The sequence below is a fragment of the Shewanella sp. SM87 genome, from assembly GCF_025653705.1.
Lineage (GTDB): Bacteria > Pseudomonadota > Gammaproteobacteria > Enterobacterales > Shewanellaceae > Shewanella > Shewanella oncorhynchi.
In genome coordinates this window covers 21,600-43,967 of sequence record NZ_JAKKSC010000017.1, presented here as the reverse complement: position 1 = coordinate 43,967, position 22,368 = coordinate 21,600, and the positions used below count along the sequence as shown (strand labels likewise).

The window sequence follows — 22,368 nt, the reverse complement described above, 5'->3', positions numbered from 1 at the left end:
AATTTTGTGGTCTTAAGGCCACAGAAGGATATTAGCTATGCTTCCAAACAAAATTTGATAACACCCTAATTCCCCTTGAGATTGCCTTACGCTTATTCTCTGTTAATATATGTATAAATTCACAGTGATTGAGTGCTAACGACTTGCAGCAATTGGATCTTGTTCCGATCACCGACCTCAAAGGCGTCGCCAAAAAGGTCGCGGAGAAACTCGCAAAGCTCGGCATCACAACAGTACAAGATCTGCTGTTTCACTTACCCCTGCGCTACGAAGATAGAACCCAAATCTATCCCATTGCCGCCCTCAGCCTAGGCGGTTATGGCACTATAGAAGCTGAAATCCAATCGACACAAATCATCCAAGGCCGCAAGCGCATGCTGGTCTGCAATGTGCGCGACGATACGGGCAGCTTAAGTCTGCGCTTCTTTAACTTTTCCGTTGCTCAGCGTAATGCCATGCAAAATGGTTTGATGATCCGCGCCTATGGTGAAGTGCGCCGTGGTAGTCATCAAGCTGAGATAGTGCATCCAGAATATAAAGTCGTCTATCCCGGTGAAGATGTTCATCTGAGTGATACCCTAACGCCGATTTATCCCACGACTGAGGGCTTAAAACAGGCGAGTTGGCTAAAGCTGACCGAGCAAGCCTTGGTATTGCTAGAAGAGGGTGGCTTAACTGAACTTCTGCCACCACAATTGCAACCTAATAACATCAGCCTTAAACAAGCGCTACAGACGCTACATCGCCCTCCTGCGGGGATCTCTCAGTTCGATTTAGAGCTAGGTCAACACCCAGCCCAGCAACGACTCGTGCAGGAAGAATTACTCGCCCACAATCTCAGCATGTTACGCCTAAGGCAGCGCAGTAATTTAGATGCCGCTGTCACCATGCAGGCCACGGGGCAGTTGCTCAATCCCTTCCTCGCGGCTTTGCCCTTTAAGCCGACTGGCGCCCAGCAAAGAGTCGTGGCTGATATAGGCAAAGATTTAGAAAAACCGCACCCTATGATGCGCTTAGTGCAAGGGGATGTTGGCTCTGGCAAAACCTTAGTCGCGGCGATGGCGGCATTACAAGCGATTGAAAACGGTTATCAAGTTGCCATGATGGCACCGACCGAGTTATTGGCCGAGCAACATGCAACTAACTTTGCCGCTTGGTTTGAGCCACTCGGACTTAAGGTAGGTTGGCTGGCGGGAAAACTTAAAGGCAAGGCCAGAACCCAATCCCTTGCGGATATTGAATCTGGCGCAGCCCAGATGGTGATTGGGACCCATGCCATCTTCCAGCAGCATGTGGTCTTTAGCAAACTCGCGTTAATTATTATCGATGAGCAACACAGATTCGGCGTACACCAACGCTTAGGCCTGCGGAAAAAGGGCGTGAACCAAGGTTTCCACCCGCATCAATTGATCATGACAGCCACACCCATTCCCCGCACGCTGGCGATGACGGCCTATGCAGATCTCGACACGTCCATTATCGATGAACTGCCGCCGGGGCGAACTCCAGTAACCACAGTGGCGATTGCTGATTCACGCCGTAACGAAGTGCTTGAACGGGTCCGCAACGCTGTCATCAGCGACCAACGTCAGGCCTATTGGGTGTGTACTCTGATTGAAGAATCCGAAGTGCTCGAATGCCAAGCCGCCGAAGACACAGCCGAAGAACTGCGCCTCGCCCTGCCCGAGCTCAATATTGGCCTAGTGCATGGCAGATTAAAGAGCGCCGAGAAACAGCAAATCATGGCCGACTTTAAGGCAGGCATTATTCATCTACTGGTAGCGACAACCGTGATTGAAGTGGGCGTCGACGTGCCCAATGCCAGCCTGATGATCATTGAAAACCCTGAACGTTTAGGTCTAGCACAACTACATCAACTGCGCGGACGAGTCGGTCGAGGCGCCATCGCAAGCCATTGTGTGTTACTCTACAAGGCGCCGTTGAGCCATACCGCCACCCAAAGACTGAGCGTACTCAGACAAAGCAATGATGGTTTCATCATAGCGCAGAAAGATTTAGAAATTCGTGGCCCGGGTGAAGTGCTTGGCACTAAGCAAACGGGACTGGCTGAGCTCAAAATTGCCGATCTGGTGCGCGATCAAGCTTTGATCCCACACATTCAGAAATTAGCGAGCCATGTAATGGCGCAAGCTCCCGAAAAGGTCGATGCAATTATTTTACGTTGGCTCGGGCACAGGCAGCACTATGTGCAGGCTTAAGCCGTAAATATTAAAGGGTAAAGAACGAGGCGTAACATCTGCCTTTACTCGAAATAAATTGTTTATGTTCAGCTAAGCGCTATAGACAAGCGCATGGAAACTTGCAAAATGAACCTGCGGCCTTCAAATAGCCCGCTCTTGCACTTTAATGTTAGCTGCATGTATTCACCAAGTTACCTTGACACTCAAGCGAAGGATGTAAAATGCAAGTTAATCAAGATGATAGAATAACACCTCAAGAGACTTCTTCTAGCAGCAATCGCTTTGCGCTTTTTGCGATAGTGCTCGTCGTGCTACTTTCTGCCGGAGGATATTATTACTACAGCGGTGATTCTGACTCACCTAAACTCATCCCTAACGCCCCTATTGTATTGCCAGAAACACCGCCATCTGAACCTATGACGCTCGAAAGTGCGCCAGAGCCAGAAACCACTGAGACGACACCTGCCGTTACAGAAACGAACACCAATAGCACTGAAACCACTGCAGTGGCAGAGCCTGAAGTTGTCGTAGAACCTGTGCCTGTGCTGGCTGAAAGTGATGCATTTGTGCAACAAAAAGCCCTCGCCATGATCAATAACAATGTGCTGAGTTCTTCGTTAGTACAGCAAGATCTCGTCCGTCAATTTGTGGTATTCGTGGATAACCTAGCTCAGGGTGAATTAACCCGTAAAGTAAGCCCACTTAAAGGACCAGAGAAGCTGTTCTCAGTCTCAGAAATCACCAACAAAGTGTATTTAAATCCTGAGGGTTTCCACAGATACGACGCCTATGTTGACTCGATTGCCAAAATGGACGAACAGAGCTTAATCACAACTTACAAGCAACTGACACCGCTCCTAGAGGAAGCCTTTACCGAACTCGGCTACAGCAACGCCAAATTTAACGACAGAATGCTGCAAGCGATTAAAATGTTACTCGCAGCACCTATTATTGAAGATCCGATTGAGCTGAATTCAATTAGCGTTAACTATCAATTCGTTGACCCTAACTTAGAGGCACTACCCAGTGCCCAAAAACTGTTGATCCGTATGGGTCCAGAAAATACTCGCAAGTTGAAAGTAGCGCTGCGTAAAATCGAGAATCAATTGTCGCAATAGGTTATCAAGCTCATGCCAAAAGGCGCTCAGTGCGCCTTTTTTCATTTTAACCTGTAAGTTAAAGCGTCTGCGAAATCAGATAGCCACTGCGATGTTTGTTACTCAATGTCGAATAAGTGCTGTAAATCACAGCACTTGATCCCATTCCGTTAACCCGCACAATGCAAATGGCTTCATAAAAAGAAAGAGCATAGTGTAGAATGACCACGCTGTAGAGGGCATTTCGAGCGTCATTCTTCTAACGCGTATACTCCTCACTATGGTATGACAATCCATTAATGTTCTAACTTAGTTAGGGATAACTAAGACAGCTTAAATTTAGTGTCGAGGCAAAGTAGTGCAACTAACATTCAGCATTCTCTCTTGGGGCGCTTGGGCCCCCCAATATCAGCACCATCAAAGTTGGCAAACTTGGTGCGAGAGTTCGGCTGAGCTCAATCTCGATACGCCACCACAGTCGGATACCACAGCTCCCGTACTCAAACAAATTCCCGCCATGCAGCGCCGCCGTTTTAGTCGCTTGACTAAGATGATGTTAGAGGTGAGTTTTCAGTGCGAAATACCTGCAAATTGTCGCTCTATTTTTGCCTCGCGCCATGGAGAGTTACAGCGCACCATTGGCCTGCTCGAAGACATTATCGCCAAACAGCCCTTATCGCCCTTAGGTTTTAGTCAGTCGGTGCACAACACCGCCAGCGGCATTTTTGGCATATTGGCGGCCAATACCGCGCCTTCAACCTCTGTTGCGGCGGGCACAGAAACCCTGTCCCAAGCTATGGTAGAAGCCTTCGCCCAATTACATCAATCGCCAGAACCATTGTTATTAGTCTTCGGTGATGATCCAGTGCCTCCTGTGTACGATGAGTTTACCCAAGAATTTGAATTACCTTTGGCCCTAGGACTACAACTCGCGCCCTTCGATACACCCGCTTCGGCCAAGCTCACGGTGAGCCGCATTTCTAAGGCAACAGCTTTAAATCCACTGACCTATGGTGCATTTATCCACGCCCTAGCGACGGCGCAAAATATTTCAGGCTGCTTATCCCAATGGCATTGGAGACTTGAGCATGTTTGATGCAGCCCACAGCCATGACGCCGCTAAGGGCCATGAAGATTCAATGCTCAATGCCGCTTATACCTTGCCGGAAACTCGCCGCGAAGGGCTGAATTATGTGCCACGTTGGCTAGGCGGTGTAAGTTGTTATATCGCCTTTGGCTTAGGCGGCTTATTAAGCTCCTTGACCATTTTGCCTTTGCTGCGTTTTTGGCCAGGCACACCAGAGGCGCGGATTATTCGGGTACAAAAGGCCGTGCATTTAATGTTCAAAGGCTTTGTCGCCATGCTCACTTGGGCAGGTGTGATTAAGGTCAGCAGCCACGATGCCCAAAAATTACATGATGCCAGAGGCGTTATCGTCATTGCCAATCACCCCAGTTTAGTGGATGTGGTGGTATTGATAAGTCTCATGCCCAATGCGGGCTGTATAGTCAAACAAGCTTTGTGGCGGAATCCATTTTTGCGTGGTGTGGTGTCCTGCGCAGGTTATATTCCCAATCGCGGCGCCGAACTCATGCTAGAGGATTGCCGCGAAGTGCTCGCAAGAGGCACCAATTTAATTATCTTCCCCGAGGGCACGCGTACGGTGGTCGGTACGACCATTAACCACTTTGCCCGTGGCGCCGCCAATATCGCCTTAAGGGCCGAAGCGGATATTTTACCTGTGGTGCTACGTACCAATGTGCGTGGTTTGACAAAGGAGCAACCTTGGTATGAAATCCCAAGGCAAACCATGGGAATGGCCGTTGAAATCGGCACAATCGTTTCTTACCAGAAGTACCAAGCGGCTTTAGGTGAGCATGCAAAAATGGCCCGGCAGCTGACGCGGGATCTTGAACATTACTATAAACAACAACTCGAAAATAATTATGAACTTAAACAATGAAATAAAGCAGTTAATCATCGACTGTCTCGATCTAGAAGACGTCAGCATTGATGATATCCAAACCGATGCGCCGCTATTTGGCGAAGGTTTAGGCTTAGATTCTATCGACGCCCTCGAGCTCGGCTTAGCCATCAAGAAAAAATTTGATGTCAAAATCGAAGCCAATTCGGATGCCACTAAGGCCCATTTTCACAGTGTTGCCAGCTTAGCTCGCTTTATCGAATCACAGCGTCCATAGGAGAGGAATATGCAAAATCGTGAACAAATCCTCGCTATGCTGACCACTATTTTAGTGGACGAATTCGAAATTGATGCCGAGGCGATTACGCCTGAGGCTAACCTGTATGAAGAGCTCGATCTCGACAGCATTGATGCCGTCGACTTAGTGATAAAACTGCAGCAACTGACAGGTAAAAAGATCCAACCCGATGAATTTAAATCAGTTCGCACAATCAATGATGTGATTAATGCTATCGAAGGTTTAGTTAAAACCTAATGCGAGCCTTGCTACAGGTCTTAACCGCCCTAACTTTGCTGGCCTACCCCGTTGCCGTGTATTTAGGGCTCAATTACTTACCTGCTGGCACCATAGCGCTCGTGCTGTGTTTATTGCTGATAATGCGGCTAATGCTACAAAAGCAAAAGGTTAAGACATTAGTTTTACCACTATTGGTGGGGATTATGCTCACGGCAGGCAGTTATCTTGCCAAGCGCAGTGATTGGCTGCTGTATTACCCAGTAGTGATAAATCTCACTATGCTGGCGCTGTTCAGTTATTCACTGCACACTGGCCCTAGCATGATCGAACGTTTAGCCCGTTTGAAAGAACCCGATTTACCGGATGAAGCCACTGGGTATCTTAAAAAAGTCACGCTACTTTGGTGCGGCTTATTTATCTTCAATGGCACTATGGCGGCTTACACCGCTGGCTTTACTAGCTTAGCAACCTGGACCTTGTATAACGGTTTGATTGCATACGTACTCATGGGACTGCTCCTCGGTGGGGAATGGTTATATCGCAGCTTTTGGTTGAAGAAAACATGACACAGCTACTCAAAAACTGGTTAACCCAAGGGCCCTTTGCCCAACAACTGATCAGCTTTAATCACCACGACATAGTCACAGGTGCATTATTTACCAATCAGGTGGCGTATTTTTATGAACAACTGCTGGCCGCGCCAGAGAAAAAATGGCTGCTCGCGAGTGATACCAGCGATCTGTTTGCTGTGGGTTTGTGTGCGGCGCTGTTAGCCGGCAAGGAAATTATCTTACCAGCCAACACCCAAACGGGCACGCTGAGCGAGTTAACCCACCAGTTTGAAGGCATATTGTCGGACAAGCCATTGTGTGAAAGTCAGGCCTTTATTCTACTGAGAAAAGAGCTGAGCCTGCCGAGCAAGCCTTGGCCGACGAGCGAGGCTATCGGTGAACTTGTGCTATTTACCTCCGGCAGCAGTGGCGAACCTAAGGCGATCCGTAAAACACTTCAGCAATTAGACGTTGAAGTCTCAGTGCTCGAACATACCTTTGCCGAACATTTACCCCATTGCAGTGTTGTTTCAACGGTTTCCCACCAGCATATCTATGGCCTGTTATTCAAGATTTTGTGGCCACTCGCCGCCAGTCGGCCGTTTTTAAGTGAGCAGATTGAATACCCAGAAACCTTAAGCTATTACACCGCCTTACTGCCAAACCTGTGTTTGATCAGTAGCCCTGCCCAGTTATCGCGTTTACCTAAGGCCTTAGAGCACGAGCGGCAACTGCGCTCACCGAGCTTAGTGTTTAGCTCCGGCGGGCCCTTAAGTTTTGCGGCAGCTCAAGGGATCAGCCAATGCTATGGCCATCTGCCCATCGAAATTTTTGGTAGCACAGAAACGGGCGGCATCGCCTATCGCCGTCAGCATGAGGCCGATGAACCTTGGCAAGTGTTTGACAGAATATCGATAGATCAAGATCCTAACGACGGAGCCTTGCTACTTAAATCGCCCTATTTGGCCGACGATGAATGGTTACGCTGCGAAGATAAAATCGAACCGACCGAAAATGGCCAGTTTAGACTCAAGGGCCGACTCGATCGCATCGTTAAGATAGAGGAAAAACGTCTATCACTGGCACAAATGGAAACGCTGTTAGGCAGCCACGCCTATGTTGAGCAAGCCGCACTTGTCGTATTGCCGCAGTTTAAATCCCAACTGGGCGCTGTGATAACTCTCTCAGCACTTGGCCGCAGCGTGCACCAAGAGCAGGGGAAACTCAGTATCAACAATGCGTTAAAAGCACATTTACTGACGCAATTTGAGCGAGTCACCCTGCCACGCCGCTGGCGTTATCCCGATATTTTGCCGCTTAACACTCAGGGTAAGCGTGTCACTGCCCAGTTAGTCGAGTTATTTGATCATGATTAAATCGAGTTTACCGCCGATCCTGCATTCCAATATCGGCATGGATAATATTGAATTACGTCTGTTAGTGGCGGCCGACCTTGAATCTTTTAAGGGACATTTTCCCGAGCAAGCCGTACTGCCAGGCGTGACGCAATTAGATTGGGCGGTGCGTTTAGGCTGCCAATATTTCGGCTATTACGAAGCCGTAGCCAACTTAGAAGTGCTTAAGTTTCAGCAACTCATACTGCCGGGGCAAGAAGTCACCTTAAGCATTAGCAACAATGCGGCTAAGGGGAAACTCACCTTCGCCTATAGCGATGGTGAAAACCGCTACGCGTCAGGTCGTATCGCCTTCGATATCTCGCCAGTTAACAGCAGCGATGGGGCGAGCCAGTGCTAACACCTCCCAGCGACTTAGTTGAGTCGGCGCCCATCAAGCTCGCCTTAGTGATCCCCAATTACAATCACAGTGCCGCAATTGCCCAGACCTTGGCCGAACTCGCCCAATTTAATCTACCCTGTTATTTGATTGATGATGGCAGCAATGATGAAACCCGTTATCTACTGCAATCCTTAGCCCAAACCTATCCTTGGGTGACTTTGCTGCTGCATCCTTACAACCGTGGTAAAGGCGCTGCTGTGATGACGGGCCTACGCCGAGCCTACCGCGATGGCTTTAGTCATGCACTGCAGGTCGATGCCGATGGTCAACACAATCTAGCCGATATTCCAGCTATGGTAGCAAGGGCGCAGGCTAAACCCGATGCACTGATTTCAGGCAAACCCGAGTACGATGAATCCGTGCCTAAGGGCAGGCTCTATGGCCGTTATATCACCCATTTTTGGGTGTGGGTCGAAACATTAAGCTTTGATATTAAAGATTCTATGTGTGGCTTTCGCGTTTATCCCCTCGCCGCCACCGAGCGATTACTGTGCCAGCAAGCATTAACGGAGCGAATGGATTTTGATATTGAAATCCTCGTCAAACTCTACTGGCAAGGGGTGGAAATTTTATTCCAGCCGACTAAGGTGATTTATCCCGAAGGTGGTGTTAGTCACTTTCAAGGTGTGGCCGACAATGTGCGCATCACTAAACTGCATACCAAGTTGTTTTTCGGCATGCTCAAACGCCTGCCTTGGCTATTGAAGCGTAAATCACAGCAACAAGCCGCGCAAAACTCCCATTGCTCGTCAGCAACACTATCGACTTCAGCAACATCATCAACTTCAGCCACCCATTGGTCGGGCATGAAGGAGCGCGGCAGTTACTGGGGCATCAAACTGTTAGCCGAGAGCTATCGTATTGGCGGCCATTGGTTGTGCCGCGCCATTATGTATCCTGTGATTTGTTATTTCTTTCTCACGGGCAAAGTCACCCGCGAAGCCTCGTTAGATTTCCTGCGCCGCGTGCAAATGCTTGAGCCGCAACATCCTAAGCTCAATCAGCCCGTAGGCTGGCGCGATAGCCTGAATCACTTTTTAGCCTTTGGAAATGCCGCACTCGATAGAATCGATGCCTGGTGCGATCGCATTCAATTGAGCCAAGTGGATTTCCCCGATCGCCAAGTGCTGGCCGACCAACTCGAAAGCGGTAAAGGCGCCGTGTTATTGGTGTCTCACCTTGGCAATTTAGAACTCTGCCGCGCCATTTCAATCCACCAGCGCAAAGTCAAAGTAAACGTCATGGTGTTAACGAGCCATGCTGAAAATTTCAATAAGGTACTCAAGCAGTTAAACCCTGATAGCACGCTTAATCTTATTCAAGTGACCGAGCTTAACCCCGCGACGTCTATGCTGTTGCAGCAAAAGATAGAAGCTGGTGAACTGGTGGTGATCGCGGGCGATAGAACCTCGCCGAATACCCAAGGTCGCGTCATGTACGCGCCCTTTATGGGGCAAGACGCGGCGTTTCCCCAAGGGCCGTTTATTTTAGCAGGCTTACTCGATTGCCCTGTGTTTTTAATGTTTTGCCTGCGGGAACAGGGCCGTTATCGGGTGCATTTAGAGCACTTCGCCGAAACACTAAAAGGCCCGCGAGCGGGCAGAATGGACAGATTACAGCAGGCCGTGAACCGCTACAGCGAACGTTTAGAATACTTTGCCAGACGCGAGCCTTTGCAATGGTTTAACTTCTTCGATTTCTGGCGTAAAGACAGCGAGTTAGAACGCGCATCAGCCAATTCAGTACAAGCCGATGCTGTAACAGCAGAGTCAACATCACCGCAGATCCCAGAACAGGATCATAAGACAGACAGGACTAGTCATTCATGAGCCACACCCAAGCCGCCGACTCAAAGAATCAATCAGACTTAAAGACTGTTGAGTTCGGCCGTCAATTTCTTACCTTAGAACAAGTGGTTGCCGTCGCCAAGGGCGCACCAGTCAAGCTCTGTGACGATGCGGATTATCAAGAATACATTCAAAAAGGTGCGCGCTTTATCGATAGCCTGCTGCACGAAGAAGGCGTGGTTTATGGTGTAACAACTGGTTATGGCGACTCTTGCACAGTCAATGTGAGCTTAGATCTGGTCCACGAATTGCCACTGCATTTAACCCGCTTCCACGGCTGCGGTTTAGGCGAGACCTTAAACATAATGCAGGCCCGCGCTGTGATGGCTTGCCGTTTAAACTCCTTAGCCATTGGCAAATCTGGCGTGACCTATGAGCTATTAAAGCGCATCGAAACTTTGCTCAATCTCAACATAGTCCCTGTAATCCCAGAAGAAGGTTCGGTCGGTGCCAGCGGTGATTTAACGCCGCTGTCGTATTTAGCCGCCGTGTTAGTCGGTGAGCGCGAAGTAATCTACCAAGGTGAACGCCAAGCGACTCAAGATGTCTACGCTAAGCTCAACATCACCCCGCACGTACTGCGGCCAAAAGAAGGCTTAGCCCTGATGAACGGCACGGCTGTAATGACGGCCTTGGCCTGTTTAGCCTTCGATCGCGCCCAATATCTTGCCCGATTAAGTAGCCGCATTACCGCTATGGCTTCGTTAACGCTGAAGGGCAACTCGAACCATTTTGATGAAATCTTATTTGCCGCCAAACCGCATCCGGGACAAAACCAAATCGCCACGTGGATACGGGAAGATTTAAATCACCACGAACATCCGCGCAATTCGGACAGGCTGCAGGACAGATATTCCATCCGCTGCGCGCCGCACATTATCGGCGTGTTGCAGGATGCGCTGCCGTTTATGCGTCAGTTTATCGAAACCGAAGTCAACAGCGCCAACGACAACCCGATTGTCGACGGCGAAGGCGAGCATATTCTCCACGGTGGCCATTTTTACGGCGGCCATATCGCCTTTGCGATGGATTCGCTGAAAAATACTGTGGCTAACTTAGCCGATCTTATCGATCGCCAAATGGCGCTAGTGATGGACCCTAAGTTTAATAATGGCTTACCCGCTAACTTATCCGGCTCAACCGGCACGCGCCGCGCGATTAATCATGGCTTTAAAGCGGTGCAAATTGGCGTATCTGCGTGGACAGCAGAAGCGCTCAAGCACACTATGCCCGCCAGCGTGTTCTCACGCTCGACCGAATGCCACAACCAAGACAAGGTCAGCATGGGCACTATCGCCGCCCGTGACTGTATGCGTGTGCTGCAATTGACCGAACAAGTCGCGGCGGCTGCATTACTCGCCATGACCCAAGGCATTGGCCTGCGTATCGCCCAAAATGAGCTGGACGAAGCCTCGCTCACACCCTCATTAGCGAAAACCCTCGCCCAAGTACGCACCGATTTTGAAACCTTAATTGAAGATAGGCCGCTCGAAGCCGTGCTACGCCAAACCATAGCGAAAATCCAAGCGGGTGAATGGGAAGTGTGCCGATGAAATCATTGCTCACTATCGATATGGAAATGCAAATCCCCTTCCACGATGTGGATTCTATGGGGATCACTTGGCATGGTAATTACCTACGTTATTTCGAGATAGCTCGCTGCAAACTGCTCGATGAGCTGGGCTATAACTATCGACAGATGCAGGCATCTAACTATGCCTGGCCGATTGTCGATTTGCAGATTAAGTACGTTAAAGCCAGCACATTCGAGCAAAAAATCACAGTGCGCGCCGAGTTAGTCGAGTGGGAAAACCGCTTAAAGATCAATTATCAAATTCGCGATGTCGAAACCGGTGCGCGTATCACTAAGGGTTATACCATTCAAGCAGCGGTCGATATGAGCACTCAAGAATTGTGCTTTGTTACCCCAGACGTATTCCGTGACAAAATCGCCACCCTGCTCGCTAAGGTGGAAGACTAATGAACTCAGTATTCGCCAAGAGCTCTGCGCTGACGAAGAATCCTGTGCTGGCGAAGTGTGCATTATTCCTCAGCCTTACTTGCGGTTTGGCTTGTGCTTTGATAACCCTGCCACTCAAAGCAGAAACCTTAGCTGAGCCCGGTGTTTATCAAACACTCTTTAGCCAAAGTGCGGATACCGCGCAGCTTGTGGCCTTAAGCCAAAAGCTTAACTTGGGCGAAACGGTGCGAGGCCAGTTTGTACAATCTCGGCAACTAAAGGTGCTCAAAAAGCCGTTAATCAGCCAAGGTCAGTTTATCTTCGATCAGACCCAAGGGCTGATTTGGCAGCAGATAAAGCCCTTCGAATCCCTGCTGATTTTAAAAGATAAGCAGCTTATTCAGCGCGATAGCCAAGGTCGAGTCCAAGTCAGCAAAGCCGATGCCTCGGCGAGCGCTGCCGCGATAGGCGATTTATTACCCAGCCTAGTGCGCGCTATGCTCGGCGGTGATATTTCCGGTTTAAGTGAGAACTTCGAACTGCATTTCCTCATCGCAGACAGGTTGAGCACAGACGGCCAATGGCAATTAGGCCTAACGCCCAAAGATCCCTTAATGAAAAAAGCCATCGCCAATATGGTGTTAGAGGGGAGCGATGTGTTGCAATCCTTAGTGCTGCTGAGCGCGGCGCCGAGTGTGGCACAACAGGATATGACCCGCATCGACTTTAGTGCGCTTTCCCAAGGTAAACTCAGCGAAACCGAATTGACGCAGTATGCTGTGGCGATAGAGGCGAATAAACCTTAACCATGGCCGCCAATTTCACCGCGCGCGCCAATCAAGCGCTAATACAATCATCCCCTAAATGGCGCCTCGCCATTTGGTTGCTATTGATGCTGTCTGCCAGTCTGTGGACGTTGCAACTCTGGCAAAACGGCGCAAGGGTGCAGAGTGATATTCTCGCCATGCTGCCCCATTTACAGCAGGACAAACTCACAGAGCGCGCCCTTAACCAAGTTGAAGCCACGCTCGCCGATCAAGTCTATATTGCGCTTGTCGCCAAGGATGAAACCACGGCAATAGCCGCGGCTAAGCTATTGATGCAAAAGCTTGAAACTGACCTTGTTGCTACTGGCAAAAATGCTGCACTCACAGAGATTCGCAGCGCAGATATGCAGCTCGGCGAAGCGTTGGGGCAATACTATTTCCCCCATAGATTTAAATTACTGACAGCGCCACAAGCTGAGGCGTTAGCAACGAAAGACATTGGAAATCTGCTTGAGACGGCCACAGCGCAGCTTTACAACGCCTTTAGTTACGCCAATAGCAACTTGCTTGCCCAAGATCCACTACTGTTATTCCCCGCCAATTTACTCGCCCTCGCGCCGAGTTCAAAAGTCAGGGTCAGCCAAGGTATTCTGCTGGCTAATCAAGGCGATAATGTCGCTGCGGTTGTTATAGCAAAGGGCCAAGAAAGTGCTTTTAACCCCAATGCGCAATTGGCGCAGATGACGGCATTAAACCTAGGATTGGATGCGGTTAAACAAAGCTATCCCGATATTACCCTGCTTAAGGCTGGTGCCCTGTTTCACGCGATTGCAGCGACCCAAACGGCTAAGAGTGAAATATCGATCCTCGGTCTTGCATCTTTACTTGGGGTAATAGCTTTAGTCTGGCTGGCGTTTCGTTCTGTGATGCCGCTACTGTTGGCAATCGTTACCATTTCCAGCGGGCTGTTGCTGGCCGTAACTTTTACCTTAAGCGTGTTTGGCGAGCTGCATTTACTCACCTTAGTGTTTGGTACTAGCTTGATTGGCATTGCCATCGACTACAGCTTTCATTTTTACTGCGAGCGCTTAAGCGATACCGAACGGAGCGCTCAGGCGACGGTCGCGTATATCTTCCCCACAGTGACACTTGCCTTTATCACCAGTGCGTTAGCTTATGTGGGCATAGGTTTAGCGCCGTTTCCAGGAATGCAGCAAGTGGCGATTTTCTGCGCCGCGGGGCTGCTCGGGGCTTATCTCACCCTCATTCTCGCCTACCCACTGTTAGCGGGAAGTCTTTTGCCATCTGGCTCCCGCCCATTAGCGTTAGCGGGGAAGTACCTTGCCAACCTCACTCAGTTATCCAACAGATTGACCACGCCTTTAGGCATGGGCATGTTTGCTTTAGTGATAGTAATGTGGTGTCTGGTTGGCGTAACCAAGTTAACCGTCGATGACGATATTCGCCATTTACAGCAAAGCCCCGCGAGCGTGACTGAACCTGAAAATAAGCTCAGGCAGCTACTCAGCGGCGGCACAGATAATCAATTCTTACTGGTACGCGCCGCGAATGAAGAAGCACTACTACAACAGCTTGAGCGAGTGTCGCCACTACTCGATGCCGCTATTGCGAACCAAGAGTTAGGCAACTACGTCAGCCTCAGCCGGTATCTGCCCAGCCATCAAAGGCAAGACACGGCTTATCGCTTACAGGGTGAAATCTATCAAACTCAGATAGATACTGTACTAACAGGCCTTGGGTTGGATGAGAACTTAAAGCCAGAGCTGCAAGCAAGCTACTTAGCGGCCAAAGATCAATATATCGCCCCAGCGGATTTCTTTACGCTAGAGGCAGGTAAACAAGTCGCGCCACTGTGGCTTGCACCGAATGGGGCTAACAGCCAAAATGACTATGGTGTGATAGAGGGCTATGACGCGGATCATGGCGCCATTGTCTTGCTTGGCGGCATTAAACAGATCGACGCCCTCAAGGCGCGCTTTGCCTATGATGAAAGCGTACAGCTAATCGACAAAGTGGCGGATATTTCCGCCGTCATGGGCCATTACCGACTCTTAACCCTAAAGCTGTTAGCGCTCGCACTCGGTATCGCACTCTTGTTGTTTAGCCTGAATTTTGGCATTAAAAAAGCCGCGGTTGTCGTTGCCGTTCCAGCCCTTGCGGCCTTGCTAACGCTTGCAACCTTAGGCTTAACGGGCTCGCCGCTGAGTCTGTTCCATGCACTCGCGCTCATTTTAGTTTTCGGGATTGGGATAGACTACAGCTTGTTCTTTGCCTCTGCTCAAAACCACGGCAAGGCAGTGATGATGGCGGTATTTATGTCCGCCTGCTCGACCCTATTAGCCTTTGGTTTACTCGCCTTTAGCCAGACCCAAGCGATTCATTATTTTGGTTTAACCCTGTCGCTAGGTATAGGTTTAACCTTTTTACTTTCGCCACTGATTTTAACGACTAAAAAGTCCTGATAACGACAAGGAACGTACTTTACATGCCTACACCCACTCACGATTTATCGGCTATGCCAAATTCACTTGCCGTCGATGTGGCTATTATCGGCGCAGGACCTTCAGGCGCCATCGCCGCCAGTTTGCTACACCAACAAGGTAAGCGCGTGCTGGTGTTAGAAAAACAACATTTCCCCCGTTTTTCCATCGGTGAAAGTTTACTGCCCTGCTGCATGCAATTTATCGAAGAAGCCGGCATGCTAGATGCGCTCAATGCCGCCGGATTCCAACATAAAAATGGCGCCGCCTTTCGTCGCAATGGCACTTACACCACCTTCGATTTTACCGATAAATTTACCCCAGGGCCGGGCACCACATTCCAAGTGCAACGCGCCAGTTTTGATAAACTGTTAGCCGATACCGCCCAAAGCCAAGGGGTCGACATCCGCTACGGTGAAACCGTCGAGGCGATAGATTTAACCGAGAATCCATGCTTAATGGTGCGCAATGAACAGGGCGAGCTTTATCAAATCAGCGCCCAATATGTGCTTGATGCCAGTGGTTTTGGCCGCGTGTTACCCCGCTTGCTCGACTTAGAAAGTCCATCTTGCCTACCACAGCGCAGCGCCATCTTTACCCATGTGGAAGACAACATCAGCGATCCTAACTTTGATCGAAATAAAATTTTAATCAGCGTCCACCCTGAGCATAAAGACATTTGGTATTGGCTCATTCCCTTTAGCAATGGCCGTTGCTCACTCGGCGTGGTTGCCGAACCGCAGTTACTTGCGCGTTTACAAGGTTCGCTTGAGCAACAATTGATGAGCATAGTCAATGAAGAACCAGGACTAAAAGCCCTACTGGCAAACGCTAAGGTGGTGCAAGAATGCGCCACACTCAAGGGTTATTCAGCCAATGTGTCACGCCTTGCGACCGACAAGTTCGCCCTACTGGGTAATGCTGGCGAGTTCCTTGATCCGGTATTTTCCTCCGGCGTCACTATCGCTATGCAATCGGCATCGATGGCGGCAAAATGTGTGACGAAACAACTCAATGGCGAAACGGTTGACTGGCAAGCCGATTACTCAGCACCTTTAATGCAGGGGGTGAATACCTTCCGCACCTATGTGCAAGCTTGGTATGATGGCCGCTTTCAGGATGTGATCTTCTATGAAGAACCGAATCCACGCATCAAGCAAATGATTTGCTCGATTCTGGCGGGCTACGCTTGGGACCTCAATAATCCCTTCGTTAAAGACTCGGAGCGCCGCCTGAATATGGTGGTCGAATTGTGCCAAAACCAAGTTGCCATTCCTGAATTTGCAGAGGCGTAACCGCATGTCGCTTAACTTTGGCGCGAAATGGCGAGTGTTCCCCGCGCTACTGATCATCAGTCTGGGGCTGACGGGATGTAGCGAACTGCTGTTCAGGCAAACCTGTGTCGGCCTCGCTAAAGACATGCGTTATTGCTTGGCGCCACTGCCCCATGATTTTGCCCCCGCAGCCGATAAGCCTCTGATTAAACCGACGGCCAAACCCGCCGACATTAGCAGCCAGCAAACCGAGAGCAAAACGGGCGTATCCTCACCCCAGTCCTTTAGCCAAAAGGTCAGCATTAAAGTGGGTGATAAATCCCACGAGCTGCTCACTCAATTAGAGTTAGAGAATGAGCGCATGACACTCGTTGGCTTAGCGCCACTCGGACAGGCTTTGTTTACCTTAGTTTATGATGGTAATACACTCAGTAGTGAACAAAGCGTGCTGCTAGGGGACAGTTTTAAAGCTGAGTATTTAATGGCGATGATGCAACTGATCTATTGGCCTGAGCAGAGTATTCGCGCCCATTTAGAAGGTGGTCATTTAGTCACAGGCCTTTGCGATACGGTAGGGGGAAATCAGGGCGATGCACTTGTAGGCACCCGAGTGAATACAATCCCTTGTCGCCAGATCTATAGTCAAGACACCTTGATCAGTAAAAGCGGCCAGCAAACCCATGTGGTGCAAATCCGTTATCAACAAAATATCGGCGATGCTCTTTGGCAAGCCCACATCAGCTTAACTATGCCACAAGCTAAATTTGAGCTAGAAATCGAACCTATTTAATCTGTTAGCATCCGCACTTAACTGTGCCATGGTAAAAAGACACACAATGATGAACAGAGTAGCTATTACACAGATTGGATTGTGTACCCCGCTAGGGCGATCCCCAGCAGGTTTTAGACCGCCTGATCGCCGGTGATACCAGTGCGATGCTGCGCAGTGACACTCTCCTGTTCGAGCACCCAACCTTAGTTGCCCCCGTGACGGCAGCACTACCAACCATTCCCGAAAAACTCATTCAGTTCGATTGCCGTAACAACCAATTACTGCTGTGCGCCGCACTGCAAATTGCGACCACAGTTGAACAAGCGAAACGGGATTTTGGTCATGCCCGTATTGGTGTTGTGCTAGGCACAAGCACGTCAGGGATTTCAAAAGGTGAAGCCGCGCTGAGCTACCGCAATCAACACGGATACTTTCCGGCGGATTACCACTATTTCCAGCAAGAGCTCGGCAGCACCAGCGACTTTTTACGCCAATATTTTGAGCTAGACGGCCCTTGCTACACGATTTCGACCGCCTGCTCATCCAGCGCAAAAGTCTTTGCCAGCGCTAAACGCCTATTACAGGCGAATCTCTGTGATGTTGTGATTGTCGGCGGTGTCGACAGTTTATGCCAACTCACAGTCAATGGTTTTCACGCCTTAGAGTCTGTCTCGAAAGGCCACTGCAATCCTTTTAGCATCAACCGTGATGGCATCAATATCGGCGAAGGCGCGGCGCTTTTCGTCCTGACGTTGGGCGAGTCAGAGGTCATGCTAGCGGGTATTGGCGAGTCGAGCGATGCCCACCATATGTCGGCGCCACACCCCGAAGGCGAAGGCGCCATCGCTGCCATGCACGCGGCGTTGCAAGATGCACACATTGCAGCAAAAGACATTGGTTACATAAACTTACACGGTACAGCCACGCCTAAAAATGATGCGATGGAAAGCCGCGCAGTGGTTGAAGTGTTTGGTGTAAACGTACCGCCCTGCAGCTCGACCAAGCCCTTAGTCGGCCATACCTTAGGTGCCGCTGGCGCCATTGAAGCCGCCTTCTGTTATTTATTACTTTCAGCACATAATCACCGCCAAGCCCTGCCACCCCATCAATGGGACGGACAAATCGATCCACAGGATCCGTCCATTGCCTTGGTCGAGCGCCATCAAGTTGCCGCTAAGGGCGCGCTTAATTATGTGATGAGCAATTCCTTCGCCTTTGGCGGCAGCAATGCCAGCCTGATTTTCTGCCGTAACGAGGCCTAGTACCATGCAGTTACTTAAGATCAATAAACCCTTTGCCGAACAGAATATTGCCGATTTTATTCCCCATAGGGCACCGATGATTTTGCTCGATAAAATCATTGGCTATCAGCGCGATAACCTAGAGACCGAAGTCACTATCACAACCCAGAGCCCCTATTTCGATGACAAACATCGAGCCGTACCCAATTATGTGGGTATCGAATATATGGCCCAAAGTATTGCCGCCCTTGCTGGGGTTGAGGCAAAGCTTCGCAATGATAAAATCCGCGTGGGCTTTCTATTGGGATCGCGCAAATTAACCTTGTATGCCAAGCAATATGAGCTCGGGCGCACCTATCGCACCCAAGTCAGCCGCCTCTATCAAGAGGGATCGGGATTAGCAGTATTCGATTGCCAAATTTATCTGCTGCCCGAAGCCGGCACTGAGCTAGAAAAGAGCTTAGTGGCCCAAGCCAATGTGAATGTGTTCCAACCTCAGGACACACAAGCCTACCTTGCAGGCAATCAAGACGCGGCAAATAGAAGCCTTGGGCACTAAAGCAATGATGTAGATAAAAAAGCCTTAAAGCGCCTTAACAAGCGACCTTTTTACCATAAATACATGAAACCCCATACCGACACATAACGATAAAATGGGGTGGAGAAAACAGATGAATAACAGAGTATTAGTCACAGGTTCGAGCCGTGGCATTGGCAAAGCCATCGCCCTAAAACTCGCCGCTGCGGGTTTCGATATCGCCCTGCATTACCACAGTAACCAAGCGGCTGCCGATGACACTGCAGCGCAAATCCGCGCGCTTGGAGTGAATGCGAGCCTGCTGAAATTTGATGTCGCCGACCGCGCAACCGTCAGAGCCGCCATTGAAGCCGATATCGAGGCCAATGGTGCCTATTATGGCGTGATCCTCAATGCTGGCATCAACCGCGACACCGCCTTTCCCGCCATGACAGAAAGCGAGTGGGACAGCGTGATCCACACTAACTTGGACGGTTTTTATAATGTCATCCATCCCTGTGTGATGCCTATGGTACAAGGCCGCAAGGGCGGACGTATCATCACCTTAGCTTCGGTTTCTGGGATTGCGGGCAACCGTGGCCAAGTCAATTACAGCGCCTCAAAAGCGGGTATTATCGGCGCAACTAAGGCATTGTCATTAGAACTGGCAAAACGCAAAATTACCGTTAACTGTATCGCTCCCGGCTTGATTGAAACCGACATGGTGGCCGATATTCCTAAGGATATGGTCGAGCAATTAGTGCCGATGCGCCGCATGGGTAAACCCAGTGAAATCGCCGCCTTAGCCGCATTTTTAATGTCTGACGATGCCGCCTATATCACTCGCCAAGTGATCTCGGTCAATGGAGGCATGATCTAAATGAGCGAAGCGACAAATCAAACCCGCTTAGGGAAACGAGTGGTTGTCACTGGCATTGGCGGCATTACCGCCCTGGGCCATGATTGGGAGGCGATAGCGGCGAGCCTTAAGGCGCAGAAAAACTGTGTTGTCACTATGGGCGAATGGGATAAATACGATGGCCTCAATACCCGCTTAGCCGCCCCCATTACCGACTTTGAAGTGCCAAGCCATTATTCGCGCAAGAAAATTCGTTCTATGGGTCGGGTTTCTATCATGGCGACCCGCGCCAGCGAGCTTGCTCTTATTGATGCGGGATTATTGGACGATCCTATCGTGTCCTCGGGTGAAATGGGTATCGCCTATGGCTCGTCCACTGGCAGTACCGATGCCATCATCGCCTTTGGCGATATGTTGAAGACCGGTGATATGTCGGGCGTCACCGCCACGAGTTATATCCGCATGATGGCACACACCACAGCGGTGAATGTGGGGGTATTTTTCGGCTTAAAAGGCCGAATTCACACCACGAGCAGCGCCTGTACCTCGGGGAGCCAAGGCATAGGTTACGCCTATGAAGCCATCAAATACGGTCATCAAACCTTAATGTTGGCGGGCGGCGGCGAAGAACTCTGCCCCACAGAAGCTGTCGTGTTCGATACCCTGTTTGCCACTAGCACTAAAAACAGCACCCCCGAACTCACGCCACGCCCCTTCGATGCGAGCCGTGATGGTCTAGTGATTGGCGAAGGCGCCTGTACGCTGGTGCTCGAAGAGCTAGAACACGCCAAGGCGCGCGGTGCCAAGATTTACGCTGAGTTAGTCGGTTTTGGCACGAATTCAGATGGCCAACACGTCACCCAACCAAACGCGCAGACCATGGAAATCGCTATCAGGTTGGCGCTCAAAGATGCCCAGCTTGAGCCTAGCGCCATAGGTTATGTCAACGCCCACGGCACGGCGACCGACCGTGGTGATATTGCCGAGAGTCACGCGACCCATGCGGTATTTGGCACTAACATGCCGATTTCATCCCTTAAAAGCTACACGGGCCACACCTTAGGCGCATGCGGTGCACTAGAAGCTTGGGTGAGTATTGAGATGATGAATGCGGGGTGGTTTGCGCCGACACTCAATCTTGAGGGTATCGACCCACAATGCGCCGATTTGGACTATATCCGCAACGAGCCACGCCCAATCGATACAGATTATGTGATGAGTAATAATTTCGCCTTTGGCGGCATTAATACCTCGCTGATTTTTAAACGCTGGGCCCAATAACAACATATAAAAACCACATAAGGACATCACCATGAAACCACTGTTTGCAGGTATGCTGCTTAGCATCAGTTTATTAAGCTCGCCTTTATTGGCTCAGGAATATACAGTTGAAACCTATCAAGAAATCTTTAAGGGTGATAACCAATTCAAGCAAAAAGAAGCCATTGAATCACTCACCATCGCTGGTTTATCCGATCCTGCCATTTTTGATGCGCTCGAAGCAAAGCTACTCGCATCTTTGCCCCAAGCCACTGAAAAAAATGCCATTGACTACAGTGCTTGGTTAGTCAAAGGCTTAGCTTATTCAGGCAATGATAAGTACAGCGAAGCCATCAATAAGATTGTTAATGGTGATTATCCTAAAAAACTCAAAAAATACGCAGGTCAAGCTTTAGAAAACATAACAATATATAAAAAATGGAATGCGATTCTTGCGGATAAAAGCCAATATACTGCCGATCAAAGTCAGCAAAATAATGCCTTTGCCAATGCCCTACGCAGCAATGATTTAGAATTAATGCGTCTCGCAGCTAAACGCATCATGGATGACCGCCAGTACGATGATTTTATCCTGGCCGTACTCAGTAACGAATTGAAAACACCACGCTTAATGGCCGATGACAAACTCGCCATCGATACCTATGCCAACATGGCAAAAGCGCTAGCTAGTTCGGGGAATACCGCTTACCGCGATGTGATTGAAAATATGGCAACCGCAAGCTCAAACAAAAAACTCAAAAACTACGCCGAGAGTTATTTGAAGAAGTACTACTAAACCTGCCCGCTTTACGCTTAATCGAGTAAATCATGGCCGAGCTTATCCTCGGCCATTTTTATATCCGTTTGGATCACTTTTTAAATTAAAAGAAAATTTGCTATTTTCCTTAGCATTTGCTGATATTCGCCTATACAGGCTTGCCATGGCATTCACTCACCGACACTGTGAATAGTTTCAAAGTTTATGAACGAGAGCTATGAAAGGCGAAGAGGCTATTAAACATAGATATTGCTCAGAGTGAGGCCAACCATGGTACTGGCTCGACGACCCGCAGCAAGTCCATCCTTGGATGCTCGACCGCCCCGTCCATGGGGCGGACGGTCGTCTCACCAATCACCATGGTTTGCCTTTCGAGCATCAGCGTAATCTGCTGGCTTAAAAGACTAGAGTCAAATTAATACTCTGAAAAAAATTAGTTACATCTGTCTATCAACATAACTATAAGTGATTTAGTCAATTTAATATAATATTCAGATAGTTATT

General features: G+C 49.5%; 20 protein-coding genes and 1 pseudogene. All 21 read left to right on the top strand.

Annotation, left to right across the window (positions count from 1 at the left end; all coding sequences use genetic code 11):
• Positions 1-143: 143 nt before the first annotated feature.
• Entirely contained in the window at positions 144-2,219 is a 2,076-nt protein-coding gene (gene recG, locus L5M11_RS14400; RefSeq protein WP_263182101.1) for an ATP-dependent DNA helicase RecG, read from the top strand.
• A gap of 203 nt (positions 2,220-2,422) precedes the next feature.
• On the top strand, positions 2,423-3,319 hold the full coding sequence (locus L5M11_RS14395; protein WP_219255063.1) for a DUF3014 domain-containing protein: 897 nt from the start codon (positions 2,423-2,425) through the stop codon (positions 3,317-3,319).
• A 337-nt stretch (positions 3,320-3,656) separates the two neighbouring features.
• Positions 3,657-4,394, top strand: a complete 738-nt coding sequence (locus tag L5M11_RS14390; protein ID WP_263185221.1) for a beta-ketoacyl synthase chain length factor — start codon at positions 3,657-3,659, stop codon at positions 4,392-4,394.
• On the top strand, positions 4,387-5,262 hold the full coding sequence (locus tag L5M11_RS14385; RefSeq protein WP_263185222.1) for a lysophospholipid acyltransferase family protein: 876 nt from the start codon (positions 4,387-4,389) through the stop codon (positions 5,260-5,262). Before L5M11_RS14390 ends, L5M11_RS14385 begins: the two co-directional genes overlap by 8 nt.
• Positions 5,246-5,500, top strand: a complete 255-nt coding sequence (locus tag L5M11_RS14380) for a phosphopantetheine-binding protein (RefSeq protein ID WP_113941114.1) — start codon at positions 5,246-5,248, stop codon at positions 5,498-5,500. Before L5M11_RS14385 ends, L5M11_RS14380 begins: the two co-directional genes overlap by 17 nt.
• 9 nt (positions 5,501-5,509) lie before the next feature.
• Entirely contained in the window at positions 5,510-5,758 is a 249-nt protein-coding gene (locus L5M11_RS14375; protein WP_011787696.1) for an acyl carrier protein, read from the top strand.
• Positions 5,758-6,306: a hypothetical protein gene (locus L5M11_RS14370; protein ID WP_219251361.1), complete on the top strand. Its 549-nt coding sequence runs from the start codon at positions 5,758-5,760 to the stop codon at positions 6,304-6,306. Before L5M11_RS14375 ends, L5M11_RS14370 begins: the two co-directional genes overlap by 1 nt.
• Complete coding sequence (locus tag L5M11_RS14365) at positions 6,303-7,667, top strand: AMP-binding protein (RefSeq protein ID WP_263192573.1); 1,365 nt, start codon at positions 6,303-6,305, stop codon at positions 7,665-7,667. The genes L5M11_RS14370 and L5M11_RS14365 overlap by 4 nt, the downstream gene beginning before the upstream one ends.
• Complete coding sequence (locus L5M11_RS14360; protein WP_131524001.1) at positions 7,660-8,046, top strand: thioester dehydrase; 387 nt, start codon at positions 7,660-7,662, stop codon at positions 8,044-8,046. The genes L5M11_RS14365 and L5M11_RS14360 overlap by 8 nt, the downstream gene beginning before the upstream one ends.
• A complete protein-coding gene (locus tag L5M11_RS14355; RefSeq protein WP_263192571.1) occupies positions 8,040-9,917 on the top strand; it encodes a glycosyltransferase family 2 protein in 1,878 nt (625 codons plus the stop codon). The genes L5M11_RS14360 and L5M11_RS14355 overlap by 7 nt, the downstream gene beginning before the upstream one ends.
• The gene (hutH, locus tag L5M11_RS14350) at positions 9,914-11,488 is read left to right on the top strand and encodes a histidine ammonia-lyase (protein ID WP_263192568.1); all 1,575 of its coding nucleotides are present in this window, start codon (positions 9,914-9,916) and stop codon (positions 11,486-11,488) included. Before L5M11_RS14355 ends, hutH begins: the two co-directional genes overlap by 4 nt.
• Positions 11,485-11,916, top strand: a complete 432-nt coding sequence (locus L5M11_RS14345) for an acyl-CoA thioesterase (RefSeq protein ID WP_253989355.1) — start codon at positions 11,485-11,487, stop codon at positions 11,914-11,916. Before hutH ends, L5M11_RS14345 begins: the two co-directional genes overlap by 4 nt.
• Positions 11,916-12,701: an outer membrane lipoprotein carrier protein LolA gene (locus tag L5M11_RS14340; RefSeq protein WP_263192563.1), complete on the top strand. Its 786-nt coding sequence runs from the start codon at positions 11,916-11,918 to the stop codon at positions 12,699-12,701. The genes L5M11_RS14345 and L5M11_RS14340 overlap by 1 nt, the downstream gene beginning before the upstream one ends.
• A gap of 2 nt (positions 12,702-12,703) precedes the next feature.
• Positions 12,704-15,145 (top strand): MMPL family transporter, encoded by a 2,442-nt coding sequence (locus L5M11_RS14335; protein ID WP_263192561.1) that lies wholly within the window; start codon positions 12,704-12,706, stop codon positions 15,143-15,145.
• Between the two features lie 23 nt (positions 15,146-15,168).
• Positions 15,169-16,458: an NAD(P)/FAD-dependent oxidoreductase gene (locus L5M11_RS14330; protein WP_131524007.1), complete on the top strand. Its 1,290-nt coding sequence runs from the start codon at positions 15,169-15,171 to the stop codon at positions 16,456-16,458.
• A gap of 4 nt (positions 16,459-16,462) precedes the next feature.
• The gene (locus L5M11_RS14325; protein WP_131524008.1) at positions 16,463-17,227 is read left to right on the top strand and encodes a DUF3261 domain-containing protein; all 765 of its coding nucleotides are present in this window, start codon (positions 16,463-16,465) and stop codon (positions 17,225-17,227) included.
• Between the two features lie 46 nt (positions 17,228-17,273).
• Positions 17,274-18,471, top strand: a pseudogene (locus L5M11_RS14320) (beta-ketoacyl-[acyl-carrier-protein] synthase family protein).
• Positions 18,472-18,475: 4 nt separating this feature from the next.
• Positions 18,476-19,009, top strand: a complete 534-nt coding sequence (locus L5M11_RS14315) for a hotdog family protein (protein ID WP_131524010.1) — start codon at positions 18,476-18,478, stop codon at positions 19,007-19,009.
• Positions 19,010-19,121: 112 nt separating this feature from the next.
• Complete coding sequence (locus tag L5M11_RS14310) at positions 19,122-19,847, top strand: 3-ketoacyl-ACP reductase FabG2 (protein ID WP_131524011.1); 726 nt, start codon at positions 19,122-19,124, stop codon at positions 19,845-19,847.
• Complete coding sequence (locus tag L5M11_RS14305) at positions 19,848-21,107, top strand: beta-ketoacyl-ACP synthase (RefSeq protein ID WP_263192552.1); 1,260 nt, start codon at positions 19,848-19,850, stop codon at positions 21,105-21,107.
• Positions 21,108-21,138: 31 nt separating this feature from the next.
• Positions 21,139-21,882: a hypothetical protein gene (locus L5M11_RS14300; protein ID WP_263192551.1), complete on the top strand. Its 744-nt coding sequence runs from the start codon at positions 21,139-21,141 to the stop codon at positions 21,880-21,882.
• Positions 21,883-22,368 lie beyond the last annotated feature (486 nt).